Source organism: Ramlibacter albus (genome assembly GCF_014297445.1).
GTDB classification, from domain to species: Bacteria; Pseudomonadota; Gammaproteobacteria; order Burkholderiales; family Burkholderiaceae_C; genus Ramlibacter; species Ramlibacter albus.
The window spans coordinates 250452-272023 of sequence record NZ_JACORU010000005.1 but is presented as its reverse complement, the minus strand read 5'-3'; the positions used below and the strand labels follow the sequence as shown (position 1 = coordinate 272023).

Annotated in this window: 25 protein-coding genes; 13 read left to right on the top strand and 12 right to left on the bottom strand. The window is 69.4% G+C overall.

Translation table 11 applies throughout. From position 1 onward, the window contains the following. Nucleotides 1–24 precede the first annotated feature (24 nt). Together waaC and H8R02_RS15540 are read right to left on the bottom strand one after the other, a co-directional pair. Entirely contained in the window at nucleotides 25–1026 is a 1002-nt protein-coding gene (waaC, locus tag H8R02_RS15545; protein WP_187082349.1) for a lipopolysaccharide heptosyltransferase I, read from the bottom strand. 108 nt (nucleotides 1027–1134) lie between these two features. Then, the gene (locus tag H8R02_RS15540; RefSeq protein ID WP_187082348.1) at nucleotides 1135–2520 is read right to left on the bottom strand and encodes a phosphomannomutase/phosphoglucomutase; all 1386 of its coding nucleotides are present in this window, start codon (nucleotides 2518–2520) and stop codon (nucleotides 1135–1137) included. 98 nt (nucleotides 2521–2618) lie between these two features. Between H8R02_RS15540 and H8R02_RS15535 the strand changes: the two genes are divergently transcribed. The 4 genes from H8R02_RS15535 (at nucleotide 2619) to H8R02_RS15520 (ending at nucleotide 5925) form a co-directional block, all read left to right on the top strand. Next, nucleotides 2619–2921, top strand: coding sequence for a hypothetical protein (locus tag H8R02_RS15535; RefSeq protein ID WP_187082347.1), 303 nt, complete (start codon nucleotides 2619–2621; stop codon nucleotides 2919–2921). Nucleotides 2922–2985: 64 nt separating this feature from the next. Beyond that, nucleotides 2986–4461: a DNA-3-methyladenine glycosylase 2 family protein gene (locus H8R02_RS15530; RefSeq protein ID WP_187082346.1), complete on the top strand. Its 1476-nt coding sequence runs from the start codon at nucleotides 2986–2988 to the stop codon at nucleotides 4459–4461. 11 nt (nucleotides 4462–4472) lie between these two features. Next, on the top strand, nucleotides 4473–4952 hold the full coding sequence (locus H8R02_RS15525; RefSeq protein WP_187082345.1) for a methylated-DNA--[protein]-cysteine S-methyltransferase: 480 nt from the start codon (nucleotides 4473–4475) through the stop codon (nucleotides 4950–4952). Nucleotides 4953–5031: 79 nt separating this feature from the next. Next, the gene (locus H8R02_RS15520) at nucleotides 5032–5925 is read left to right on the top strand and encodes a DMT family transporter (RefSeq protein WP_187082344.1); all 894 of its coding nucleotides are present in this window, start codon (nucleotides 5032–5034) and stop codon (nucleotides 5923–5925) included. A 3-nt stretch (nucleotides 5926–5928) separates the two neighbouring features. Here H8R02_RS15520 and H8R02_RS15515 read toward each other — a convergent pair whose 3' ends face one another. Then, complete coding sequence (locus H8R02_RS15515) at nucleotides 5929–6237, bottom strand: hypothetical protein (protein ID WP_187082343.1); 309 nt, start codon at nucleotides 6235–6237, stop codon at nucleotides 5929–5931. A gap of 86 nt (nucleotides 6238–6323) precedes the next feature. Between H8R02_RS15515 and H8R02_RS15510 the strand changes: the two genes are divergently transcribed. After that, the gene (locus H8R02_RS15510) at nucleotides 6324–7061 is read left to right on the top strand and encodes a hypothetical protein (RefSeq protein ID WP_187082342.1); all 738 of its coding nucleotides are present in this window, start codon (nucleotides 6324–6326) and stop codon (nucleotides 7059–7061) included. Nucleotides 7062–7206: 145 nt separating this feature from the next. On the opposite strand, the gene H8R02_RS15505 is transcribed toward H8R02_RS15510, so the two are convergent. The 4 genes from H8R02_RS15505 to H8R02_RS15490 all read right to left on the bottom strand — a co-directional run bounded on the left by H8R02_RS15505 (nucleotide 7207) and on the right by H8R02_RS15490 (nucleotide 8043). After that, complete coding sequence (locus tag H8R02_RS15505; protein ID WP_187082341.1) at nucleotides 7207–7353, bottom strand: hypothetical protein; 147 nt, start codon at nucleotides 7351–7353, stop codon at nucleotides 7207–7209. A 16-nt stretch (nucleotides 7354–7369) separates the two neighbouring features. Beyond that, entirely contained in the window at nucleotides 7370–7528 is a 159-nt protein-coding gene (locus H8R02_RS15500) for a hypothetical protein (protein WP_187082340.1), read from the bottom strand. Nucleotides 7529–7538: 10 nt separating this feature from the next. Next, on the bottom strand, nucleotides 7539–7697 hold the full coding sequence (locus H8R02_RS15495; protein WP_187082339.1) for a hypothetical protein: 159 nt from the start codon (nucleotides 7695–7697) through the stop codon (nucleotides 7539–7541). Between the two features lie 70 nt (nucleotides 7698–7767). Then, the gene (locus tag H8R02_RS15490; RefSeq protein ID WP_187082338.1) at nucleotides 7768–8043 is read right to left on the bottom strand and encodes a hypothetical protein; all 276 of its coding nucleotides are present in this window, start codon (nucleotides 8041–8043) and stop codon (nucleotides 7768–7770) included. Between the two features lie 215 nt (nucleotides 8044–8258). On the opposite strand from H8R02_RS15490, the gene H8R02_RS15485 reads away from it, so the two are divergent. The 4 genes from H8R02_RS15485 (at nucleotide 8259) to H8R02_RS15470 (ending at nucleotide 11004) form a co-directional block, all read left to right on the top strand. Then, nucleotides 8259–8561 carry a hypothetical protein gene (locus H8R02_RS15485; protein ID WP_187082337.1) on the top strand — a complete coding sequence of 101 codons (303 nt, stop codon included), beginning with the start codon at nucleotides 8259–8261 and terminating at the stop codon, nucleotides 8559–8561. 28 nt (nucleotides 8562–8589) lie between these two features. Next, entirely contained in the window at nucleotides 8590–9249 is a 660-nt protein-coding gene (locus tag H8R02_RS15480; protein WP_187082336.1) for a M15 family metallopeptidase, read from the top strand. A gap of 151 nt (nucleotides 9250–9400) precedes the next feature. Further along, nucleotides 9401–10651, top strand: coding sequence for a glucose-1-phosphate adenylyltransferase (gene glgC, locus H8R02_RS15475; protein WP_187082535.1), 1251 nt, complete (start codon nucleotides 9401–9403; stop codon nucleotides 10649–10651). 26 nt (nucleotides 10652–10677) lie between these two features. Beyond that, the gene (locus H8R02_RS15470; protein WP_187082335.1) at nucleotides 10678–11004 is read left to right on the top strand and encodes a hypothetical protein; all 327 of its coding nucleotides are present in this window, start codon (nucleotides 10678–10680) and stop codon (nucleotides 11002–11004) included. Here the strand turns inward: H8R02_RS15470 and H8R02_RS15465 are convergent. Next, nucleotides 10967–11707, bottom strand: a complete 741-nt coding sequence (locus H8R02_RS15465) for a response regulator (protein ID WP_187082334.1) — start codon at nucleotides 11705–11707, stop codon at nucleotides 10967–10969. The two genes, H8R02_RS15470 and H8R02_RS15465, sit on opposite strands and share 38 nt — an antisense overlap. 141 nt (nucleotides 11708–11848) lie before the next feature. On the opposite strand from H8R02_RS15465, the gene H8R02_RS15460 reads away from it, so the two are divergent. Beyond that, nucleotides 11849–12469 carry an ATP-dependent Clp protease proteolytic subunit gene (locus H8R02_RS15460; RefSeq protein WP_435531273.1) on the top strand — a complete coding sequence of 207 codons (621 nt, stop codon included), beginning with the start codon at nucleotides 11849–11851 and terminating at the stop codon, nucleotides 12467–12469. 70 nt (nucleotides 12470–12539) lie between these two features. Beyond that, nucleotides 12540–13781 carry a sensor histidine kinase gene (locus tag H8R02_RS15455; protein WP_187082333.1) on the top strand — a complete coding sequence of 414 codons (1242 nt, stop codon included), beginning with the start codon at nucleotides 12540–12542 and terminating at the stop codon, nucleotides 13779–13781. A 373-nt stretch (nucleotides 13782–14154) separates the two neighbouring features. On the opposite strand, the gene H8R02_RS15450 is transcribed toward H8R02_RS15455, so the two are convergent. From H8R02_RS15450 to H8R02_RS15440, 3 genes are read right to left on the bottom strand one after another with little or no spacing between them, the layout of a single operon-like run. After that, nucleotides 14155–15522 carry an efflux transporter outer membrane subunit gene (locus tag H8R02_RS15450; RefSeq protein WP_187082332.1) on the bottom strand — a complete coding sequence of 456 codons (1368 nt, stop codon included), beginning with the start codon at nucleotides 15520–15522 and terminating at the stop codon, nucleotides 14155–14157. Next, entirely contained in the window at nucleotides 15519–18701 is a 3183-nt protein-coding gene (locus H8R02_RS15445) for an efflux RND transporter permease subunit (protein WP_187082331.1), read from the bottom strand. The genes H8R02_RS15450 and H8R02_RS15445 overlap by 4 nt, the downstream gene beginning before the upstream one ends. Before the next feature lie 10 nt (nucleotides 18702–18711). Beyond that, nucleotides 18712–19905: an efflux RND transporter periplasmic adaptor subunit gene (locus tag H8R02_RS15440; RefSeq protein ID WP_187082330.1), complete on the bottom strand. Its 1194-nt coding sequence runs from the start codon at nucleotides 19903–19905 to the stop codon at nucleotides 18712–18714. 203 nt (nucleotides 19906–20108) lie between these two features. Between H8R02_RS15440 and H8R02_RS15435 the strand changes: the two genes are divergently transcribed. Both H8R02_RS15435 and H8R02_RS15430 read left to right on the top strand, forming a co-directional pair. Beyond that, a complete protein-coding gene (locus H8R02_RS15435; protein WP_187082329.1) occupies nucleotides 20109–20291 on the top strand; it encodes a hypothetical protein in 183 nt (60 codons plus the stop codon). Then, complete coding sequence (locus tag H8R02_RS15430) at nucleotides 20288–20650, top strand: hypothetical protein (RefSeq protein WP_187082328.1); 363 nt, start codon at nucleotides 20288–20290, stop codon at nucleotides 20648–20650. The genes H8R02_RS15435 and H8R02_RS15430 overlap by 4 nt, the downstream gene beginning before the upstream one ends. Here the strand turns inward: H8R02_RS15430 and murQ are convergent. After that, entirely contained in the window at nucleotides 20647–21570 is a 924-nt protein-coding gene (murQ, locus tag H8R02_RS15425; protein ID WP_187082327.1) for an N-acetylmuramic acid 6-phosphate etherase, read from the bottom strand. The genes H8R02_RS15430 and murQ overlap by 4 nt on opposite strands. Between the last annotated feature and the right edge of the window lie 2 nt (nucleotides 21571–21572).

The window sequence follows — 21572 nt, the reverse complement described above, 5'->3', positions numbered from 1 at the left end:
CGATTGTCGCCTGCCCGGCGCCTGTCACCGCGGCCCGCCGACTGCGCGCCAGGCGTGCAGAACGTCGGCCACCGAAGGCGCGGGTTGCGCGTAGACGCTGCGCTGACGCGCCATGCCCGGCAGCGGCCCCGTGCGCCATGCGGTGTCGAAGTTGTAGACCTGCACGTGCGGCAGGTCCAGCGCCACCGCGATGTGGCTCAGGCCGCTGTCCACGCCAATCGCGCCGGCGCAGCCCGCGAGGCGGTCGGTGAGCGCGTCGAGCTTCATGCGCGGCCACACTCCGGCCGCCGGGCCGATGGACTGCGCCATGCGGCGGCTGGCGGTTTCTTCGTCGTCGGAGCCGTGTGGCAGCGCGAGGGTCGCGCCTTCGGCCGCGAGCGTGCGGCCCAGCTCGATCCAATGGGTTTCGGGCCAGGCCTTGTCCGCGCGGGAGGTGCCGTGGATGAACGCAACCGGGCCGCGTCGTGCAGCGACGTCCGGCGACGATCCACCGCCCGGAGCGCTGTCGCGAGCCATCAAACCGAAACGCAGCGGCTGCGGCACTGCGTACCGCAGCGCACGCGCACACAGCTCGCGCGCCCTCTCCACCGCGTGGATGTGCGGCTGGATCGGCACCGCCACGTCGGCCAGCCAGCGCGTGGCCGCTTCGTAACTCGAGCCTTCGGTGCGGTTGGCCATCGCAAAGCGCTTTCCACCGGCCGCGATGCGCGCCACGTGCGCGACCAGCGCGGATTTGGTGAGCCCCTGCACATCGACCACGGCGTCGTACGGGGTGGACTGCAGGTCGTCGCGGAATGCGCGCCATGCATGGCGCGTTTCGGCCGAGAACGGGTCCTTGCGCCACTTGCGCAGCTCACAGGGAATCACCTTGCGCACCCCCTCGCAGCGCTCCACGAGCGGCGCGAAGCCGCGCTCCACGACCCAGTCGATGCGCGCCGCCGGCAGCGCGCGGCGGATGTCCTGGACCGCCGGCATCGTGTGCACGACGTCGCCCAATGAAGAAAGCTTGACGATGAGGATGTTCAAAAGGTGTCATTGCGGGCTCGACCCGCAATCCATGGTGGCGAGGCGACGCGCCGGCATGGATCCCGGGTCAAGCCCGGGATGACAGCCTTCGTGCACCCCTGCGCAGCCTCAATGCGCCGCGGCGCCGATCTTAGCGTCAGGCTTCACCGTCCTCAGCAGCGCGAGCATTTCGTGCTCGATCCGGTGCAGCGCTTCGGGCGTATGCCCCTCGAAGCGCAGCACGAGCACCGGTGTCGTGTTCGAAGCGCGGATCAGCCCGAACCCGTCCGGCCAATCCACCCGCACGCCGTCGATGGTCGACACCTCCGCCGGCGCATCGAACTTCGCCTCGCGCACGAGTTGCGCCACCAGGCGGTGCGGCTCGCCCTCGGCACACTGCACATTCAGCTCCGGCGTCGAATAGCTCGTGGGCAACGCATCGAGCACGGCGCTGGGGTCCTCATGGCGCGACAGGATCTCGAGCAACCGGCACCCCGCATAGGTGCCGTCGTCGAAGCCGTACCACCGCTCCTTGAAGAAGATGTGCCCGCTCATCTCGCCCCCGAGCGGCGAACCCACCTCGCGCATCTTCGCCTTGATCAGTGAATGCCCCGTCTTGAACATCAACGGCTGGCCGCCCGCCTCGCGGATCGTCGGCGCAAGCCGCTGCGTGCACTTCACGTCGAACAGGATCGTGCCGCCCGGCACGCGCGAGAGCACGTCGCGCGCGAACAGCATCATCTGCCGGTCCGGGTAGATGTTGTTGCCGCCGCGCGTGATGATGCCGAGGCGGTCGCCGTCGCCGTCGAACGCGAGGCCCAGGTCGGCGCCGGTCTCCTTCAGCTTCGCGATCAGGTCGCGCAGGTTCTCCGGCTTGCTCGGGTCCGGGTGGTGGTTGGGGAAGTTGCCGTCGACCTCGCTGAACAGCTCCGTCACCTCGCAGCCGATCGCGCGAAAGATGCCCGGCGCCGACGCGCCTGCCACGCCGTTGCCGCAATCCACGACGATCTTCAGCGGCCGCGCGAGCTTGATGTCGGCGACGATGCGGTCGCGGTACGGCGCGAGGATGTTGACGTTGCGGATGTTGCCCGGCTGGCCCGCCTGCTTCCACGAGCGCTGCTCGATCACCTGCCGCAAGGCCTGGATCTCGTCGCCGTAGATCGCGCGGCCGCGCATCACCATCTTGAAGCCGTTGTAGTCCTTCGGGTTGTGGCTGCCGGTGACCTGGATGCCGCTTTCGCACAGCGTGCTCGCGGCGAAGTACAGCATGGGCGTGGTCACCATGCCGACGTCGATGACGTCCAGGCCGGTGGAGGTGAGGCCGCGCACGAGTGCGGCGGAAAGCGAGGGGCCGCTGAGCCGGCCGTCGCGGCCCACCGCGACTGTCGTCTCGCCTTCCTTCAGCGCGAGCGTGCCGAAAGCGCGGCCGAGCGCTTCGGCCACCTCCTCGTCCAAGGTGGTGGGGACGATGCCGCGGACATCGTAGGCCTTGAAGATACTGGGGCTGGGTTGCATCGGGAAATTGTAGGGGCGGGTCCTGCATGAGGTGGGGTGAAGGAACCGCCGCGCACGCGGTGCCACGAACCGGGCATACCCATCCGCAAAGGCCCGCCATGTCGTCCATCTCCAGTTCCACGCCGCCCGTCACCGCCGCGCCTGCCGCGCCCAGGCCCGATGGCTCGTCACAAGCGCAGTTCACCCAGTCCGTCGCCGTCGTCACCGAGCTGGAGAAGAAACTCGTCGAAGCGCTGGACGAGGAAAAGCTCGACGGCGACCTGCTGTCCGGCGCGGGCCTGCTGAGAGTGCAGCTGACGATGCAGGCGCTGAGCGTTTCGGTCACCGAGGCCAGCACCCGCGCCGCGGCCCTCAAGAAGACCAAGGACGACGTCCTGCACAACTTCCCCGGCGCGCGCTGACCCCGCCCGGGGACATGTCCGGAAACGGCCAGTCGCAGCCCCGCCGCTGCGTATCATGGCCCTCATGCCCCCGGTCGCCGAAGCCCTCCAGCCCGATGCCTGCTACCTCGCCCTGAAGGCGCGGGACGCGCGCTTCGACGGGCGTTTCTTCACCGGCGTCACCACCACCGGCATCTACTGCCGGCCCGTCTGCAAGGTGCGCACGCCCCGCCGCGAGAACTGCCGCTTCTTCAGCCATGCCGCGCAGGCCGAGAGCGCCGGCTTCCGGCCGTGCCTGCGCTGCCGCCCCGAGCTGGCGCCGCGCGCGCTCACGTGGTCCATCCAGGACGCGAGCGCGATCCTGGCCCAGCAGGCCGCGCGCCTGCTGGACGAGCCCGAAGCATGGAGCGACGGCACACCCTCCGTGGAGGACCTCGCCGGCCGCCTCGGCGTGAGCGACCGGCACCTGCGCCGCATCTTCGAGGCCCAGTTCGGCGTCTCGCCGCTGCAGTACCTGCAGACCCGGCGGCTGCTCACGGCCAAGCAGCTGCTGGCCGACACCGACCTGCCCATCACGCAGGTGGCACTCTCCAGCGGCTTCGCGAGCGTGCGGCGCTTCAACGCGGCGTTCGTCCAGCACTACGGGCTGAACCCGACACAGCTGCGGCGCGAAGGCGGCCGCGGTGGCGCCGGTCCGCAGGTGCGGCTGGGCTTGCGCCCGCCGTACGACACGGCCGCGATGCTGTCGTTCTTCGCGACACGGCGCATCGACGGGCTCGAGTTCGTGGACATGGACAAGCTCACGCTCGGCCGCACGCTCGCCGTGTCCACGAAGGACGGCAGCGTAGCGGGCTGGTTCATCGCGCGTTTCGACGCCACGCAGCCGCAGGTGCAGCTGGAGGTGAGCCCGAGCCTGCGCGAAGCGCTGCCGCTCGTGATCCGCCGGGTGCGCGCAATGCTCGACCTCGACGCCGACCCGCAGGCGATCAATGCCGTGCTGCACGAGCGCTTCCCGCAAGGCGACGGGCTGCGCGTGCCGGGCGCGGTGAGCGGCTACGAGCTCGCGGTACGTGCCGTGCTCGGCCAGCAGATCACCGTCGCGGCGGCACGCACGCTTGCGCAGCGGCTCGTCGACCGCTTCGGTGACGCCGTCGAAACGCCCTACCCGGCCCTGCGCAAGCTCTTCCCCGCGCCGGCCGTGCTCGCGCAGGCGGAAGGCGACGCACTGGGGCAGCTCGGCATCGTCAAGCAGCGCCAGGCAGCGATCGTGGGCATCGCCAAGGCGGTGGCCGAAGGCCGCATCGCGTTGCACGGCGGCGCGGACGTTGCAGCCACCACCACGGCCCTGAAGGAACTGCCGGGCATCGGCGACTGGACCGCGCAATACATCGCCATGCGCGCCCTGCGCTGGCCCGATGCCTTCCCCGCCGGCGACGTCGCGCTGCACAAGGCGCTGGGCGTGCAGGGCGAACGCAACCCCGCGCGCGAGGCCGAAGCCGCCTCGCAGGCGTGGAAGCCGTGGCGCAGCTACGCGGTCATCCGCGCCTGGCACTCGATGTGAAGGACACCACCATGGAAATCGCACGCTGGGGCTCGCCCCTGGGCACCATCATCCTCGGCGCCACGTCGAAAGGGCTTGCGGGCCTGTGGTTCGACGGGCAGCGCCACCAGCCCGACATGCGCGGCTGGCCGGAGAACCCCGGGCACCCCGTCCTGCAGCAGGCGATAGCGCAGTTGCAGGAGTACTTCGACGGCACGCGCACGCGCTTCGACCTGCCGCTGGACCTCGGCCTCGGCACGTCTTTCCAGCAGTCGGTGTGGAATGCGCTGCTGGCCATTCCGTGCGGGGACACCAGCAGCTACTCCTTGATCGGGCAGCGCATCGGCAAGCCTGCCGCATCGCGCGCGGTGGGTGCCGCGATCGGGCGCAACCCGTTGTCGATCGTCGTGCCCTGCCATCGCGTGCTCGGCTCGGGCGGGCAGCTCACCGGCTATGCGGGCGGGCTCGATCGCAAGACGGCGCTTCTCAAACTCGAACGCGCATTGATGTGACTGCGGTATCAATGCGGCGGGCAAGTTTCATCAATGGCGCGGCGGCGGCTCGCTGCTTTGCCTGCACACTGGCGAACTCATGAGTCCCGCCGCCATCGTCGACTTCGTCCTGCTCGCCGCCATCTGGGGCGCGTCGTTCCTCTTCATGCGCCTCGCGGTGGTGGACTTCGGCGCGTTGCCGACCGCCGCGGCTCGCGTCGCCATTGCCACCGCCTTCCTCGTTCCGCTCATGCTGATGCGGGGGCTCGGACCCACGTTCCGCCAGCATTGGAAGTCCGTGCTGCTGATCGGCCTGATCAATTCCGGCATCCCATTCGCGCTGTTCGCGTTCGCGGTGCTGTCCATCACCACCGGCCTGTCCGCCATTCTCAATGCCACCGTGCCGCTCTTCGGCGCGATCGTCGCGTGGGTCTGGCTCGGCGAACGACTCGACGCCTCGCGCATGGTGGGCCTCGCCATGGGCTTCGTGGGCGTGGGCATGCTCGCGTGGGACAAGGCGGGGTTCCGCCCGGAAGCCACTGCGGCAGACGGCGCGTGGGCTGTTCTCGCGTGCCTGGTTGCCACGGTGTTCTACGGCATCGCGGCCAATGCGACCAAGCGTTACCTCAAAGGCCTGCCTTCGCTGGTCACGGCCACGGGTAGCCAGATGGGCGCGACGCTCGGCCTGCTGCTGCCCGCGCTGTGGCTCTGGCCCGCGCAAATGCCCGGCGCGCAGGCGTGGGTCGCCGTCACGGTGGTCGGCGTGCTTTGCACCGGCGTCGCGTACGTCCTGTATTTCCGCCTGATCGAAAGCCTGGGCCCCGCGCGCGCCGTGACGGTGACGTTCGCCATCCCCGTCTTCGCCATCGTGTACGGCGCGGTGTTCCTCGATGAGCCCGTCACGCCGTGGATGGTCCTGTGCGGCGCGGTGATCATCTGCGGGGTGGCCCTGTCGACGGGCCTCATCCGGCTGCCGCGACGCGCGGCCGCCTAGGCCCTAGAACCGAGGGAGGTCCGCGAGGCGCTTGCCCGGGCGCTCCTCGGCGAGCGCGAGCGTCTCGGTGCCTTCGGCCAGCACGTCCACCTTCACCTGCGGGCCGGGCTCGAGCCCACCATCGTCATCGGGGAAGACGGTGATCACCTTGTCGCCCTCCACCAGGAGGTCCACCACGTCGACCAGTTTCGTCGGCGTGGGCCCGAGGTCCCAGCCGGCCATGTTCTCGTCGACCAGCCCCACCATCGCCTCGACGATCTGGGAGCCGGAATAGCGAAGCGCAGTGATGCCGTAGACAGCTTTGTCATCCATGCCGGTATTGTGGTGAGCCCTCGTGAAGCCCCGATCAGCCGGGGACGCGAACCTTCGTCGGAGGGTACCTACTACACTCCTGTGCCATGGAGAAAGTCGCAGTCGCTCCACCCCTCGGGCGCGCCCACGCCCGCCGCCTGCGCGAGGTCTACCGCTCGGCCGGCTGGCCCTGCCAGGACGCACTCGAGATCGATTTGCTGGCCGCCGGCCTGCTCGAACGCGTGCGCTCGGCTTTCGGCCACGAGACGCTGCGCGTCACCGACGCGGGCGTGCAATGGCTCTCGCAAGCGCTCGCGCGCAACCGCGGCGCGTTGTCGGCCCACGAGGCGCTCGTGGAGCTGGTCGCGCAGGAGATGGTGCGCGCCGGCCGGCTCGCGTGGCGCGGGCTCAGCCTGCGCGCGCAGGTGCCCACGGGCGATGAGGCCAGGCCGCTGCGCTGGTGCATCGCCAAGCCCGACGTGTTCTCGATCCGGCACACGTCGGTCGAATCGTATGTCGAGCCGATCGTGCACGAGGTGAAGGTCCGGCGTGCCGACCTGCTCGGCGACCTGAAGCAGGAAGCCAAGCGCGGCGCCTACCTCGACCTCGGCGAGTGCTGGTACGTGCTGGGCAGCGATGCGCGCGGCCGGCCTGTCGGCGAGCCCGACGAAATCCCCGGCGAGTGCGGCGTGATGATGCTGGAGCAAGGCCGCTTGCGCGTCGCGCGCGCCGCGAAGCGGCGCACGCGCGCAGGGCTTCCCTTCGGTGTGTGGATGGCACTCGCGAAGGCCACGCCGGCGGCGGGCTTCGATGAAGACGCGCAGGGGATGCTGGGGGAAAGCTAGTCTGCGTGCTCGTGCCGGTCCGGGCGCGGATGGTCCGTCGGCGTCGTGGGTCGTTCGGGACTTGCCGGCGCAGCCGTCGGCTCCGGGTTCGCGGGCTTGGGCGCCTCGGTGGGCTCCGGCCCCGGTGCCGGGCTCGTGGCAGGCGTCATTTGTGCCCGAGCTTGTCCATCTCCGCGGTGGCCCAGCGCCACCCGTCCTCGTCGCGGGGGATGTCGTCTTCGGTCACGAATTCGGGCTCCTCGCGTTCGAGGCCGGGGGCGGGAGGGGTGATGGCTTGCGGTGCGTCGTCCATGTCGGTTTCCTTGGTTTCAGATTTCGGGTTGCGGCACGCGCGGCTCTTCGGGCCGCGCGGGCGAGAGGGCGGGGCCGAACTCCGGCTCCACCGGCAGGTGGGTCGGGTTCGGCGCGGCCGGCTGCGGCTGCTCCTGCGCGGGTGCCGGCTCGGGTTCGACGGGATGCGTGGACACGAGGCGTCGCCTAGAAAGGGCTCTTGGCGGCGAGCGCCGCTTCGAGCATGGCCGGCTCGGCCGCCTTCAGCCCCTCGTCCTCGTGGTGGGGCGGCGGCGAGAAGCCGTCGTCCAGCGATTCATGGGGTTCTCCGTCGTGCAGCGTGGGATCGATGTCGTAGGGAATCATGTGATCTCCTTTGCATCGATGGTCGCGCGCACCCTGCGTGCGCGCACTCGGCCAAGGCCGCGCGCGGCTGTCAGTGTTCTTCGGTCTGGCGCTGGGCTTCGCGGCGGACCACCACGCTCGGCTCGTGCGTGAAGGGCAGCTTGGGCAGCCCGATGAGCGCCTGCAGGCGCGCATGCGCCCGGTCCATGTCCGCGCCGATCATCGCCAGCGCCACCTCGTGGCCCGGCTCGTTCCTGGCGACCTCGAGGTAGGCCGTACGCAAGCGCTGGTAGTCGGCTTCCGCGCGCGACACCTCTTGCTGCAGGGCGAGGATCTTCGAGTATTCGGCGCGGTTGTAGCGGCTCATGAAAAAACTTTAGGCACGCCCCGAACTGGACCGTGTAGGACCCATTAGACGTACCGCGCAGGCGGCGCGCTGTAGCAAGACGTGACCATCCTTTACAGCCAATTGCCCTGCCCGCAAGCGTGGGTTCGAACGACGCGGCCTGCGCCTTGCGTCCTACACAGCTCACGAGCAGCGCGGTCGCACCATGGCTGCATCATCAAGCGGAGAGAAATTCGATGAAAACGCTCCTGATCTGTGCCGCGCTCGTCGCCGCCGCACCGTCATTTGCGCAGGACCTCGTGGCCCGGCAGGGCAACGACAGCGTGCGGCTCGGCGACAAGCCCTGCACGAGCGAGCTCGTGCTCGGCCGGATCCAGCCGCAGCAGAAGGAAGAGTACCGGCAAGCCTCCGCCGTCGTGGACGGCCAGACCTTCCAGGCCTGCTGGCGCTCGATGGGCAATGCCGCGCACCTCATGTACGAGGACGGCGACCAGGGCCTGATCCCCATCACCGACCTCAAGCCGGAACTGACGGCGTAACGCACGCCGCCGGTACCATGATGGGCGCATGACCCATCAGGACATCCCCGTCGCCGAGTGCGGCGAGCCGCTGGTGGATATCGCCCGCGAAGGCGGCATCCTCTACGGCCCGCCGCCCGAACGCCCCGAGACCGAGCCCGACTACCGCTGGGTTCGCCGCTCCGTCTACGACAAGCTGCTGCGCGTGCAGGCCTCCCTGCCTGCCGGGCTGAGGCTTCGGCTGTATGAGGGCCTGCGCAGCCTGCCCATCCAGGCATGGCTGTTCGACGAAGAGAAAAGGCGCGTCGCCGAGACACACCCCCACCTCACGCCCGAGCAGGTGCACGAGCGCGCGACCATCCTCGTCGCGCCACCGATGCAGAACGACGGCAAGCCCAACATCCCGCCGCACAGCACGGGCGGCGCGGTCGACGTGGAGATCGTCGATGCCAACGGCCGCGTGATCGACTTCGGCATGGAGGTGAAGGACTGGGTGGACGTGGCGTCCGAATACTGCGAGACGCGCCACGCGCACCTCACGCCCGAAGCCCGAGCGAACCGCCTGCTCTTGTGTGAAGCCATGGAGCGCGAAGGCTTCGCCAACTACGTGCGCGAGTGGTGGCACTACTCGTACGGCGACCGCTACTGGGCCTTCCGCCGCGGCGAGCCACGGGCCATCTACGGTCCTGTCGAGCGGCCCCTCCGCTGATCCGACGCGAAGCTCTCCTACACGTCGCCTCGCACCTGTGCGGGAAAGTGGACGCACAAAGAGAGGTGTTCCCATGGCAGACGAAAGAAGCTCCGAAATGGGCGTGTCGGTGCTCGACTCCGAGCAGGGCGCGGACAACAGCGCCGACCGCATGGTGCTGCTGCGCCAGCTGCCGCAGCAGACCGTCGCGCTGGTGCTGGCGGGCGGCCGCGGCTCGCGGCTGCATGAGCTGACCGACCGGCGCGCGAAGCCGGCCGTGTACTTCGGCGGCAAGTTCCGCATCATCGACTTCGCCCTGTCCAACTGCATCAACTCCGGCATCCGCCGCATCGGCGTGCTCACGCAGTACAAGAGCCACTCGCTGCTGCGCCACCTGCAGCGCGGCTGGAACTTCCTGCGCGGCGAGGCCAACGAGTTCATCGACCTGCTGCCCGCGCAGCAGCGCGTGGACGAGGCGTTCTGGTATCGCGGCACGGCCGACGCCATCTACCAGAACATCGACATCCTGCGCGCCTACGGCCCCGAGTACATCCTCGTGCTCGCCGGCGACCACATCTACAAGATGGACTACGCGCTGATGCTGCTGGACCACGTGCAAAGCGGCGCGCTGTGCACCGTGGGCTGCATCGAGGTGCCTCGCATGGAGGCCACCGCCCTGGGCGTGATGCACGTCGACGAGAACCGCCGCATCACGGCCTTCCTCGAGAAGCCGAAGGACCCGCCCGCCATCCCCGGCAAGCCGGACAAGGCACTGGGCAGCATGGGCATCTACGTGTTCAACGCGGACTACCTGTACCGCCTGCTCGACCAGGAGATGTCGAAGGACCACACCGAGCACGACTTCGGCAAGAACGTGATCCCGCACGTGGTGAAGGAAGGCCGCGCGGTGGCGCACCCGCTGAACATGTCCAGCATCCCCGCCAATACGCGCCACAACCCGTACTGGCGCGACGTCGGCACGGTGGACGCCTTCTGGGCCGCCAACCTGGACCTCGCGGCCCACATGCCGGAGCTGAACCTGTACGACCGCCACTGGCCGATCTGGACCTACTCGGAGCAGCTGCCGCCGGCCAAGTTCGTCCCCGACGAGCGCGGCCACCAGGGCGAGACGGCCAACGTGCTCGTCTCGGGCGGCTGCATCGTGCAGGGCTCGTCGATCCGCGAGGCGGTCCTGTTCTCCAACGTGCGCGTGCGTTCGTGCTGCACGATCGCGCAGGCGGTCATCCTGCCGCAGTGCACGATCGGACGCGGCGCGCGGCTGCACCGGGTGGTCGTCGACCGCGGCTGCGAGATCCCCGAGGGCATGGTGATCGGCGAGGACGCCGAGCTCGATGGCAAGCGCTTCCACCGCAGCCCCAACGGCGTGGTGCTGGTCACCAAGGACATGCTGGACGCGCTCTGAGGCCGCCGTGACGCTATAGTGGGGCGGTGACCCTTGCCGTGCTGCCCCTCTCCGACGCATACCTGGTGGACGTGCTGTTCGACTGGGGCAACTCGCGCGCGACCTTCACCTTCCACCCCGACGAACTCGAACTGCACGTCCTCATCTTCGAGGGCGTGAGCGAATTGCACGTGCCCTGCCAGCGGCCGTGGGGCCCGTCGGCGCAGCTCGTGGCCGCCAACCAGCAGGGCACGAACCTGTTCGAGATCGAGCTGCAGTCGGGCGACACGATCCGCATCGCCGCCGCGAGCTGGTCCTTCCGCAAGGAAAGGCGCGTCACTCCAGCAGCCGGTGCTTCAGCGCGTAGTAGGTGAGGTCGCTGTTCGATCGCGCCTGCAGCTTCTCCAGCACTTTCGCGCGGTAGCTGCTGATCGTCTTGGAGCTCAGGCACAGCTCGCGCGCGATGTCCCCGGGCGTGCGCCCGCGGGCGAGCTTGAGGAACACCTGCAGCTCGCGCGCGGTGAGCTGCTCGTGCGGGCAGGGCCCGCGCGCCGGCATCAGCTGGCTGGCCAGCAGGTCGGCCACGCCCGCGGTGATGAAGGTGCCCCCGAGCGCCAGCTTCCGGATCGCATCGAGCAGCAGCTTCGGCTCGCAGGACTTGTTGAGGTAGCCGCTCGCGCCGTTGCGGATGAGCGGCACCGCGTACTCGTTCTCCGGGTGCCCTGAATAGATCAGCACGGCCAGGTGTTCGGCCTTGGCCTTGATCAGCGTGATCGCGTCGATCCCGCTTTGCCCCGGCATGTCCAGGTCGAGGATGAGCACGTCGAGCGGGAAGCGGCGCACGAGGTCGATCGCCGTGCGGCCGGAGTCCGCTTCCGCGACCACGCGGATGTCCTCCTGCTCGGCCAGGAAGCTGCGCAGTGCCTCCCGGACGATGGGGTGGTCGTCGACGATGCCCACCCGGATCGGCTCGCCCAGCCCGCGCTTGCGCCAGCGCGCGGCCGTGCCGTACAGGCCCGCCGCCGGCTCTTGTTCCGGTGTTTCCCTCTGCTGCAGCGTGATGCCGCTGTTGGTCATGAGGACGATTTGATCGCCCAGCAGGCGCACGCATTTGTCGGCGCCGTCCGACAGCCAAGTAGGACAAGCGGCTGTCTACGGCCGAGCAGGCGGGCCGCCCCTCGCTTGGTGCATGATTCGGTCTGCATCCCAGGAGTCCCCATGCTTTCCATGCACAGCCCCGAAGAAGAACACGACCCGAACCCGCCCGCCGCCTCCACCGCGGAGCCGCGCACCTCGTTCCTCGAGGAGAAGACCTTCAAGGCCCGCACGGTCCTCGTGTTCGGCACCATCAGCGACAGCTCCGCCGCCGACATCTCGCGGCGCCTCCTCGCCCTCGACGCGGAGTCGTCGATGCCGATCGACATGATCGTCAGCTCGCCGGGCGGCCACCTCGAGTCGGGCGACGCCATCCACGACATGATCCGCTTCATCACCGCGCCGGTGAACATGGTGGGCACGGGCTGGGTGGGCAGCGCCGCCACGCACCTGTACCTGTCGGTGCCCAAGGAAAGGCGCTTCTGCACGCCCAACACCCGCTTCCTGATCCACCAGCCCTCGGGCGGCGCGGGCGGCCCGGCGAGCGACATCGCCATCCACGCGCAGGAGATCATCAAGGCGCGCGAGCGCATCGCGCAGACGATCTCCAAGGCGACCGGCAAGGCCTACGAGGTCGTCCTGCAGGACATCGAGCGTGACCGCTGGCTGTCCGCCGAAGAAGCCATCGAGTACGGCATCGTCGGCCGCATCATCACCAGCAAGAGCGAGCTCAAGCCGAAGTAGGCGCGCGCCCGATACCTCCGGTTACCACACCCTTGCGGAGTGCGGCACGGTCGGCCCATGATGGGCGATCGTGTCGCAGACCGCCTTCATCTCCTCCCCTTTCGTAGCGAACGACCTGTTCAGTGCGTTCGAGGACGCGGTCATGCAGCGCAAGGTGGCGGAGCTCGCGTTGCAGGCAAGCGAGGCGAGGCTGCGCGATGCCACCGCGCTGCTGCAGCTGGCGGCGCAGATCGGCCGCCTCGGTGGCTGGGCCTACGACATGGGCTCCAGGACGCTGGCCTTGTCGCCGGAAGTGCGCGCGATGATGGACCTGCGCCCCGGCGACGACGTGCCCGCGCGCGGCGCGCTGCGATGGCTGGCCGAGCCCGACCGGCCGCGGCTGCGCGCGATCCTCGAGCGCGCGCTCGAGGACGGCACGCCTTTCGACGTGGAGTCGCAGGCCCTCACCGCGCGCGGCCGGCGCATCTGGGTGCGCATCATCTGCGAGGCCGAGTGGGACGGCGCGGCGCGCGTGCAGCGGCTGCACGGCGCCCTGCAGGACATCACCGAGAGCAAGCAGGCGCAGCTCGCGCTGCACGAAAGCCAGCGCTGCCTGTCGGAGCGGCTGGAAGAGCGCGTGGCCGAGCGCACGCGGCAGCTGCGGCTGGCGAACGAGGAGCTGGAGGCGCTGGCGTATTCCATCGCGCACGACCTGCGCGCGCCGATGACAGCGCTGCACGGCTTCAGCCGCTTGCTGCACGACAACCTGCCTGCGCTGGACTCGCGCAACAAGCACTACCTGGGGCGCATCATGGGCAACGTGCGCCACATGAGCGAGCTCACCGATGCCCTGCTCTCGCTCGCCGGGCTGTCGTCGGTGGAGATGGTGAACCAGCCCGTCGACCTGGCCGTGCTGGCGCGCGAAGCCCTGCAGCGGCAGCGCGAGCTGGAGCCCGCGCGCGAGCTCGATGCGATCATTGCCGAAACGCTGCCCGCGGTTGGCGACCCCGCGCTGCTGCAGCGCGTGATGGCGAACCTCGTGGGCAATGCGTGGAAGTTCTCGCGGCCCAAGCCGCGCACCGTGATTCGCGTTGGGAGCGAGTGGCTGCCCGACGGCGTTGCCTACTACGTGCAGGACTGCGGGGTGGGGTTCGACATGGCGCATGCCGCGAACCTGTTCGGGGCGTTTCGGCGGTTGCACACCGCGGAGTACGAGGGGACGGGGATCGGGCTTGCGCTCGTGCGGAAGATCGTTACGCGGCACGGCGGGCGGGTATGGGCTGAGGCGCGGCCTGGGGAAGGGGCTACCGTGTGGTTCACGCTGGCGTGTTGAGGCGGGAGCGTCCGTAAGCGTAGTCTCGACTTCGCCGTGCTTATGTGCGTTGCTCTCCCCATCCCTCCCCCCGCCCTCCCCTCCCCTCCGGGGAGAAGTGCTACGCAGCCTAAGATATCGTCATCTCGTCACAGCATCATCTCCTTAGGCTGGGTAGCACCCAGCAACGCGTGGACCCGTCTCTCGCCGATAGCGCTGACGGCGATCGAGTACCCCCCGACGTCTCCCGATTCGGCCTTGTCCGTTCAGACGAGCCCAAATCGGCTGTCCGCTTTAGCTCCCTCTCTTTCCCGGAGGGGAAGGGAGGGCGGGGGGAGGGATGGGGAGAGCAACGCACATCAGAATGGCGAAGTCGAGACTACGCTTACGGACGTCAACGACTCCCCCACCCCCCTCCCAACGCCCTGTAAAGCTGCACCTGGTTCTGCAACCGCCCCAGGCGCACCTGCACCAGCGCCTGCTGCGCGCCAAAGAGCGACCGCTGCGCATCGAGCAAGTCGAGGTAGCTGGCCACGCCACCTTCGTAGCGCAGCTTCGCCAGCCGGAACCGCACGGTCTCCGCCTCAACCACCGCCGCCTGCGCGGCAAGCTGCTCAGCGTAAGTCGCACGCCCCGCGAGCGCATCGGCCACTTCGCGGAAAGCGGACTGGATCGCGCGCTCGTACTGCGCCACCGCAATGTCGCGCGCCACCTGCGCCGACGCGAGGCCCGCGCGGTTGCGGCCGGCATCGAAGATCGGCTGCACGAGCGAGGGCGCGACCGTCCAACCCCAGCTGCCGCCCTTGAACAGGCCGGACAGGTCGCTGCTCGCCGTCCCCAGACCCGCCGTGAGCGAGATGCGCGGAAAGAACGCCGCGCGCGCAGCGCCGATGTTCGCGTTGGCAGCGACCAGCAGCTGCTCGGCCTGCCGCACGTCGGGGCGGTTGACCAGCACATCCGACGGCGTGCCCGCAGGCAGGTCCGGCAGGCGCACGGTTTCCGTCGTGATACCGGCCTCGATGCCCTGCGGCACGGCCTGGCCGATCAGCAGCGCGAGCGCATCGATGTCCTGCGCACGCTGGCGCTGCAGCTGCGCATGCGTGGCGCGTGCCGATTCGTACAGCGACTGCGCCTGCCGGAAGTCGATCTCCGACGCCGCGCCGTTCTCGAAACGCAGGCGCGTGAGGCGCAGCGACTCCTCGCGCGTGGCGAGCGTGTCGCGCGTGAGCGCAAGCAGCTCGTCGTCGGCCGCGAGCGCGAGCCATGTGTTCGCGACGGAAGCCACGAGCGAGGCCTGCGCCGCCCTTCGGCCCTCTTCGGTCGCGAGGAACTGCGCGAGTGCCACTTCGGACAGGCTCGCGACACGGCCGAACAGGTCGATCTCCCACGAGGTGAACGCGATGCCGGCCGTGTAGGTGCTGGTCGTGCCGCCGCTCGCGTTCGGCACGCGCGAGCCGCTGACGGTGCCGCCCACCGTGGGCAGCCGGTCCGCACGCCGGATGTCGTACTGCGCACGTGCCTGCTCGATGTTGAGGATGGCGACGCGCAAGTCGCGGTTATTCGCGAGCGCGGTGGCGATCAGCTCGCGCAGCTTCGCGTCGGTGAAGAACTGCTGCCACGCGAAGTCGGCCGCCGCCGCACCTTCGCTTGCACCGGGGTACGGGAACGCCCCGGGCACCGGCGCGGCGGGGCGCTCGTACTTCGGCGCCATGGAGCACGCAGCCAGCGCCGCGCAGGCAACAGCGATCAAGGCGCGCTTCATTCGGCGGCTCCCGGGTTCGCGGTGTTCGCCGTACTTGCCGCAGGTGGCGCATCCAGCTCGTGCGCATAGATGCGCCGCTGCCTTTCGCTGCCCTTGAAGATCGACCGCACGACGACGAAGAACACCGGTACGAACAGCACCGCGAGCGCCGTCGCGGTGAGCATGCCGCCCATCACGCCGGTGCCGATGGCGCGCTGGCTCGCCGAGCCCGCGCCGGTGGCGATCACGAGCGGCAGCACGCCGAGGATGAACGCGAGCGAGGTCATGATGATCGGGCGGAAACGCAGGTGGCAGGCCTGCAGCACGGCATCGACCAGCGACTTGCCCTGTGCGTGCAGGTCCTTCGCGTACTCGATGATCAGCACCGCGTTCTTCGCCGACAGGCCCATGATCGTGACGAGGCCCACCTTGAAGTACACGTCGTTCGGGAACCCGCGCAGGTTGGCGCCGAGCAGCGCGCCGATGATGCCCAGCGGCACGACAAGGATCACCGACAGCGGGATCGACCAGCTCTCGTAGAGCGCGGCAAGGCACAGGAACACGGCCAGCAGCGAGAAGCCGAGCAGGATGAATGCGGTCGAGCCGGACAGGCGCTCTTCGCGCGACACGCCGGTCCACTCGTAGCCGAAGCCCGTGGGCAGCTGCGCGGCGAGCCGCTCCATCTCCGCCATCGCTTCGCCCGTGCTGCGGCCGGGCACGGCGTCGCCGGAGATCTTCATCGCCGGATAGCCGTTGTAGCGCACGGTCTGCATCGGGCCGGTCACCCAGCGCGTGCTCGCGAAAGCGCCCATGGGCACCGAGGCACCGCGCGAGTTGACGACGGGGATGCGCATCAGGTCTTCCGGCTGCATGCGCGCGGGCGCATCGGCCTGCACCACCACGCGCTGCAAACGGCCGCGGTTGGGGAAGTCGTTGACGTAGGACGAACCCAGCGCCGTCGACAGCGCTGCGTTCACCGCGTCGAAGGGCACACCCAGCGCGCTCGCTTTCTCGCGGTCGATGTCGATCTGCAGCTGCGGCGCGTCTTCGAGGCCGTCCGCGCGCACGCCCGTCACGATCTTGCTTTCCCGCGCCAGACCCAACAGCTGGTTGCGCGCGGCCACGAGCGCATCGTGCCCGTGGCCGCCGCGGTCCTGCAGGCGGAAGCTGAAGCCGGTGGCCGTGCCCAGCTCCGGAATGGCGGGCGGGCTCAGCGGGAAGATGAACGCATCGCGCACGCGCGACAGCGCGCCGAACGCGCGGCCGGCGAGCGCCTGCGCGCTGTGCTCCGCGCCGGGGCGGTCCTTCCAGTCCTTCAGCGTCACGAACGCGAGGCCCGCGTTCTGGCCCTGCCCGGAGAAGCTGAAGCCCATCACGGCCACCATGCTTTGCACTTCCGGCTGCTTGAGGATGAAGTCCTCCACCTGCGTCATCACGTTCTTCGTGCGGTCCACGGTGGCGCCTGGCGGCAGCTGCACGTTGACGATCATGTAGCCCTGGTCCTCGTTCGGCAGGAACGAGGTGGGCAGGCGCATGAACAGGAACACGACCGCCGCGATGACGCCCAGGTACACGGCGATCGCGCGCTTGCGCCGCCCGAGGATGCGCGCCACGAAGCCTTCGTAGGCATGCGCCGTGCTCTTGAAGGCGCGGTTGAAGCGGCCGAAGAAGCCGCCTTTTTCCAGGTGGTGGCCGGCCTCCATCGGCTTGAGCAGCGTCGCGCACAGCGCGGGCGTGAGCGACAGCGCCATGAACGCCGACAGCATGATCGACGCCAGCATCACCGCCGAGAACTGCTTGTAGATGTTGCCCACCGCCCCGCCGAAGAAGGCGAGCGGCACGAACACCGAGACCAGCACCACGGTCACGCCGACGATGGCGCCCTGGATCTGCCCCATCGCCTTGCGCGTGGCCTCGCGCGGCGGCAGGCCCTCCTCGCTCATGATGCGCTCGACGTTCTCCACCACCACGATGGCGTCGTCCACCACGATGCCGATCACCAGCACCATGCCGAACATCGTGAGCACGTTGATCGAGAAGCCCAGCGCGTACAGCACGCCGAAGGTGCCCAGCAGCGAGACCGGCACCACGATCGACGGGATCACCGTGTAGCGGAAGTTCTGCAGGAACAGGAACATCACCAGGAACACGAGCGCCATCGCCTCGAGCAGCGTCTCCACCACCTGGCCGATGGAGATCTTGACGAAGCGCGAGCTGTCGTACGGGATGTCCCACTTCATGCCCTGCGGGAAGAACTTCGCGAGCTCGCCCATGCGCGCGCGCACCGCCTCGGCCGTCGCCAGCGCGTTGCCGGTGGGCGAGAGCTGCACGCCGATGCCGGTGGACGGCTTGCCGTTCAGGCGGGCGGAGATCGCGTATGCCTGACCGCCCAGCTCGATGCGCGCAACGTCCTTCAGCCGCACCGACGAGCCGTCGGGGTTGGCGCGCAGCTGGATGTTGCCGAACTGCTCCACCGACGTGAGCTGCCCGTTGACAACCACCGTTGCCGCCACCCCCTGCCCCGGCACGTTCGGCAGGTCGCCGATCGTGCCTGCCGACACCTGCGCGTTCTGCGAGCGGATCGCCGCCAGCACTTCGTTCGTCGCGAGGTTGAAGCTCACGAGCTTCGCGGGGTCGATCCAGATGCGCATCGCGCGCTCGGTGCCGAACAGCTGCGCCTGCCCCACACCCGGGATGCGCTGGATCTCGGGCAGCACCGTGCGCGACGCGTAGTCGCCCAGCGCCACCGGGTCCCACGCCGGGTCGTCGGAAGACAGGATCGTGAAGAGCAGGAAGTTGCTGCGCGACTTCTCCACGCGCACGCCCTGCTGCGTCACGGCCGCCGGCAGGCGCGGCGCCGCGCGGCCGAGGCGGTTCTGCACGTCCACCTGCGCGAGGTCGGGGTTGGTGCCCGTCTCGAAGGTCAGCGTGATGTTGCCGCTGCCGTTGGCCTGCGCCGTCGACTCCATGTAGATGAGGCCGGGCGAGCCGTTCATTTCCTGCTCGATGACGGACAGCACGCTGTCCTCGAGCGTCTGCGCCGACGCGCCCGGGTACACGGCCTGCACCTGGATCGAAGGCGGCGCCACGGTCGGGTACTGCGCCACCGGCAGCTTCGTGATGGACACCGCGCCCAGCACGATGATGAACAGCGCGATCACCCACGCGAAGATGGGGCGGTCGATGAAGAACTTCGACATGCGCCGGTCCTCAGCGCTTCGCGCTCGCGGCCGATGCGGGTGCGGCAGCCGCAGCAGCAGGCGCCGCGCTCCACGGCACCGGCTTGACCGGGGAGCCGGGCCGCAGCTTCTGGAAACCGTCCACCATGACCTGCTCGCCCACTTGCAGCCCCGACAGCACGACCCAGTTCGTGCCCTGCGAGCCGCCGATCCTGATGTTGCGCGGGCTCACCTTGCCGTCGGCCGCCACCACCATCACCGAGTCGCCTTGCGGCGTGCGCGTCACGGCCTGCTGCGGCAGCAGCATCGCGTTGCCCGCCTTCGCCTGCTCCAGCCGCACGCGCACGTACATGCCGGGCAGCAGCAGTGCGCCCTTGTTGGGCACTTCGGCGCGCACCGTCACCTGGCCGGTGTTGGCGTCCACGGTGAGGTCGGCGAAGAGCAGCTTGCCCGGCTGCGGGTGCTCGGTGCCGTCTTCCAGCATCACGTGCACGAGCGCGCCTTCGGCACCCGCGCGCTTCAGGCGGCCTTCGGCGAGCGCGCGGCGCAACCCCAGCACTTCGGCCGACGATTGCGTGAAGTTGACGTAGAGCGGGTCGATCTGCTGGATCACGGCCAGCGGCGTGGCCTCGCCCTGCCCCACGAGCGCGCCCTCGGTCACGAGCGAACGCCCGATGCGCCCCGAGATTGGCGCTACCACCGATGCATAGCCGAGGTTGATCTCGGCCGTGCGAACGGCCGCCCGCGCCGCAGCCACGTCGGCTTCGGCCTGCTTCTGCGCAGACTGTGCGTTCACGTAATCCTGCTTGCTGATCGCGTTGGCTTCGGCCAGCGGCTTGTAGCGCTGCGCGAGCGCGGTCGCCTGCCCAAGGTTGGCCTCGGCGCGCGCGAGCTGCGCCTGCGCGCTTGCGTGCGCCGCCGCGTACGGCGCCGCGTCGATGCGGTAGAGCACCTGCCCGGCCTTGACGTCGCTGCCTTCGCGGAACAGCCGCTGCTGCACGATGCCGGCCGCACGCGCGCGCACCTGCGCCACGCGCGCGGCCTCGAGGCGGCCGGGCAACTCGGTCACGAGCCCCACGTCGCCCGAGGTCACGGTGATCACGCCCACTTCGGGCGGCGGCATGCCGCCCGCGGGCTGCGCATTGGCGCCGCGGCCCTGGCCGCAGCCGGCCAGCAGCAGCGCGCCCGCGAGAAAAATGAATACGAACGGCGCACGAACAGCCATGAAGCCTCGTCTCTTTGCTTTGGGGGAAGCGGCGAGTATAGGAAGCCCGCGTGTCCCTCGCGTATCCGAGGCCATCCTCGTGTCGGACAAGGCCTACGCGGCCGTACATCCGCGGCCGACAGGCAACTGAGCCGCGCGCATCTAATGTGCGTGGGTTGGCGGCCGGGCTTGTTCGCGGCTGCCCAGGGGAAACGAAGACACGTATGCAGATGGACCAGCAGCACGCCTCGCCCGAGGGCCAGCCCCAGGGCGAGGACCAGAAGGAGCGCCATGGCGGCGCCGGCAAGGGCGCCGAAAGCGCCCTTGCGCGCATGAAGCAGCAGGAGCGCCAGCGCGCCACGCTGCGGCCCCCCGAAACCGAAACGCGTTCGGCGACTTCCGAATGAACACAGACGATACGCGCGGCTCGCGCACCAAGGCCATCCAGCGCGCCTTCATCAACACGCTGCGCAGCCACTCCATCCCCTCCGACTGGGTTGAGTGCGACGTGCTGCACGGGCGCACCGGCAGCGGCCGCAGCGTCATCCACGTGCACTTCGTGGTCCAGCGCGGCGGCCCCATGCTGATGCCGCACGTGGACCGCCTCGAAGGCACGTTCATGCGCCAGTTGCTGGTGGAGCGGCCCGACCACAAGCTGTGGCTGCTCGGCGTGGCGTGGGTGTTCGACGATGCGGCCGGCGCGCCGATGGAACCGGGCTGGGCCGTCTCCGGCGGCGACCGCCGCGCGGCCGCGCACGTCTCCTAAGGCTTCGAAGCCAGGTCGCCGACCACGTCGGCGATCGAGCCACCCACCGCATCCAGCCGCTGCGCGGCCTCTTGCGCCGTGAGCCCCAGCCGCTGCATCACGATGGCCGTCTTCACGTGGCCGCCCGATTCGCCGAGCAGGCGGCTCGCATCTTCCGCGCTCACACCGAGTGTTTCCACGAGGATGCGCTCGCCGCGGTCCTGCAGCTTCTGGCAGGTCACCTGCAGGTCGACCATGAGGTTGCCGTAGACCTTGCCCGTCTTCACCATCGCGGCGGTGCTGATGGTGTTGAGCACGATCTTGGTCGCGGTACCCGCCTTCATGCGCGTGGAGCCCGTGATGACCTCCGGCCCCACAAGGGGCGCGATCACCACGTCGTGCGTCTTCATCAGCTGCTCCGACGGGTAGGTGCACAGCAGGAAGCCGGTGCGCGCGCCGAGCTCGCGCGCGCGCTCGAGCGCCCCGTGCACGAAGGGCGTGGTGCCGGACGCGGCGATGCCGAGCACGAAGTCCTTGGCGCCGACGTGGCGCTCGTCCATGGCGGCGGCACCGTCCTCGGGGTGATCCTCCGCGCCTTCCTGCGCGCGGACGAGCGCATCCAGCCCGCCGGCGATGACGCCTTGCACGAGCTCGGGATCGGTGCGGTAGGTGGGGGGCATTTCGGACGCGTCGAGCACGCCCAGGCGCCCCGACGTCCCTGCCCCCACATAGAAGAGGCGGCCGCCCTGCCGCAAGCTGTCCACCACGAGGTCGATGGCGCGCGCGATCTGCTCGCGCTCCTCGCCCACGGCCGCGGCGACCATTCGGTCCTCGGCGTTGACCAGGTCGACGATCTCCTGCGTGGTGAGCTGGTCGATGCGCGTGCTGCGCGGGTTGCGCTGCTCGGTCAGGCGCGGGTCGCCCCGCCGGGCTTCGGCCATGC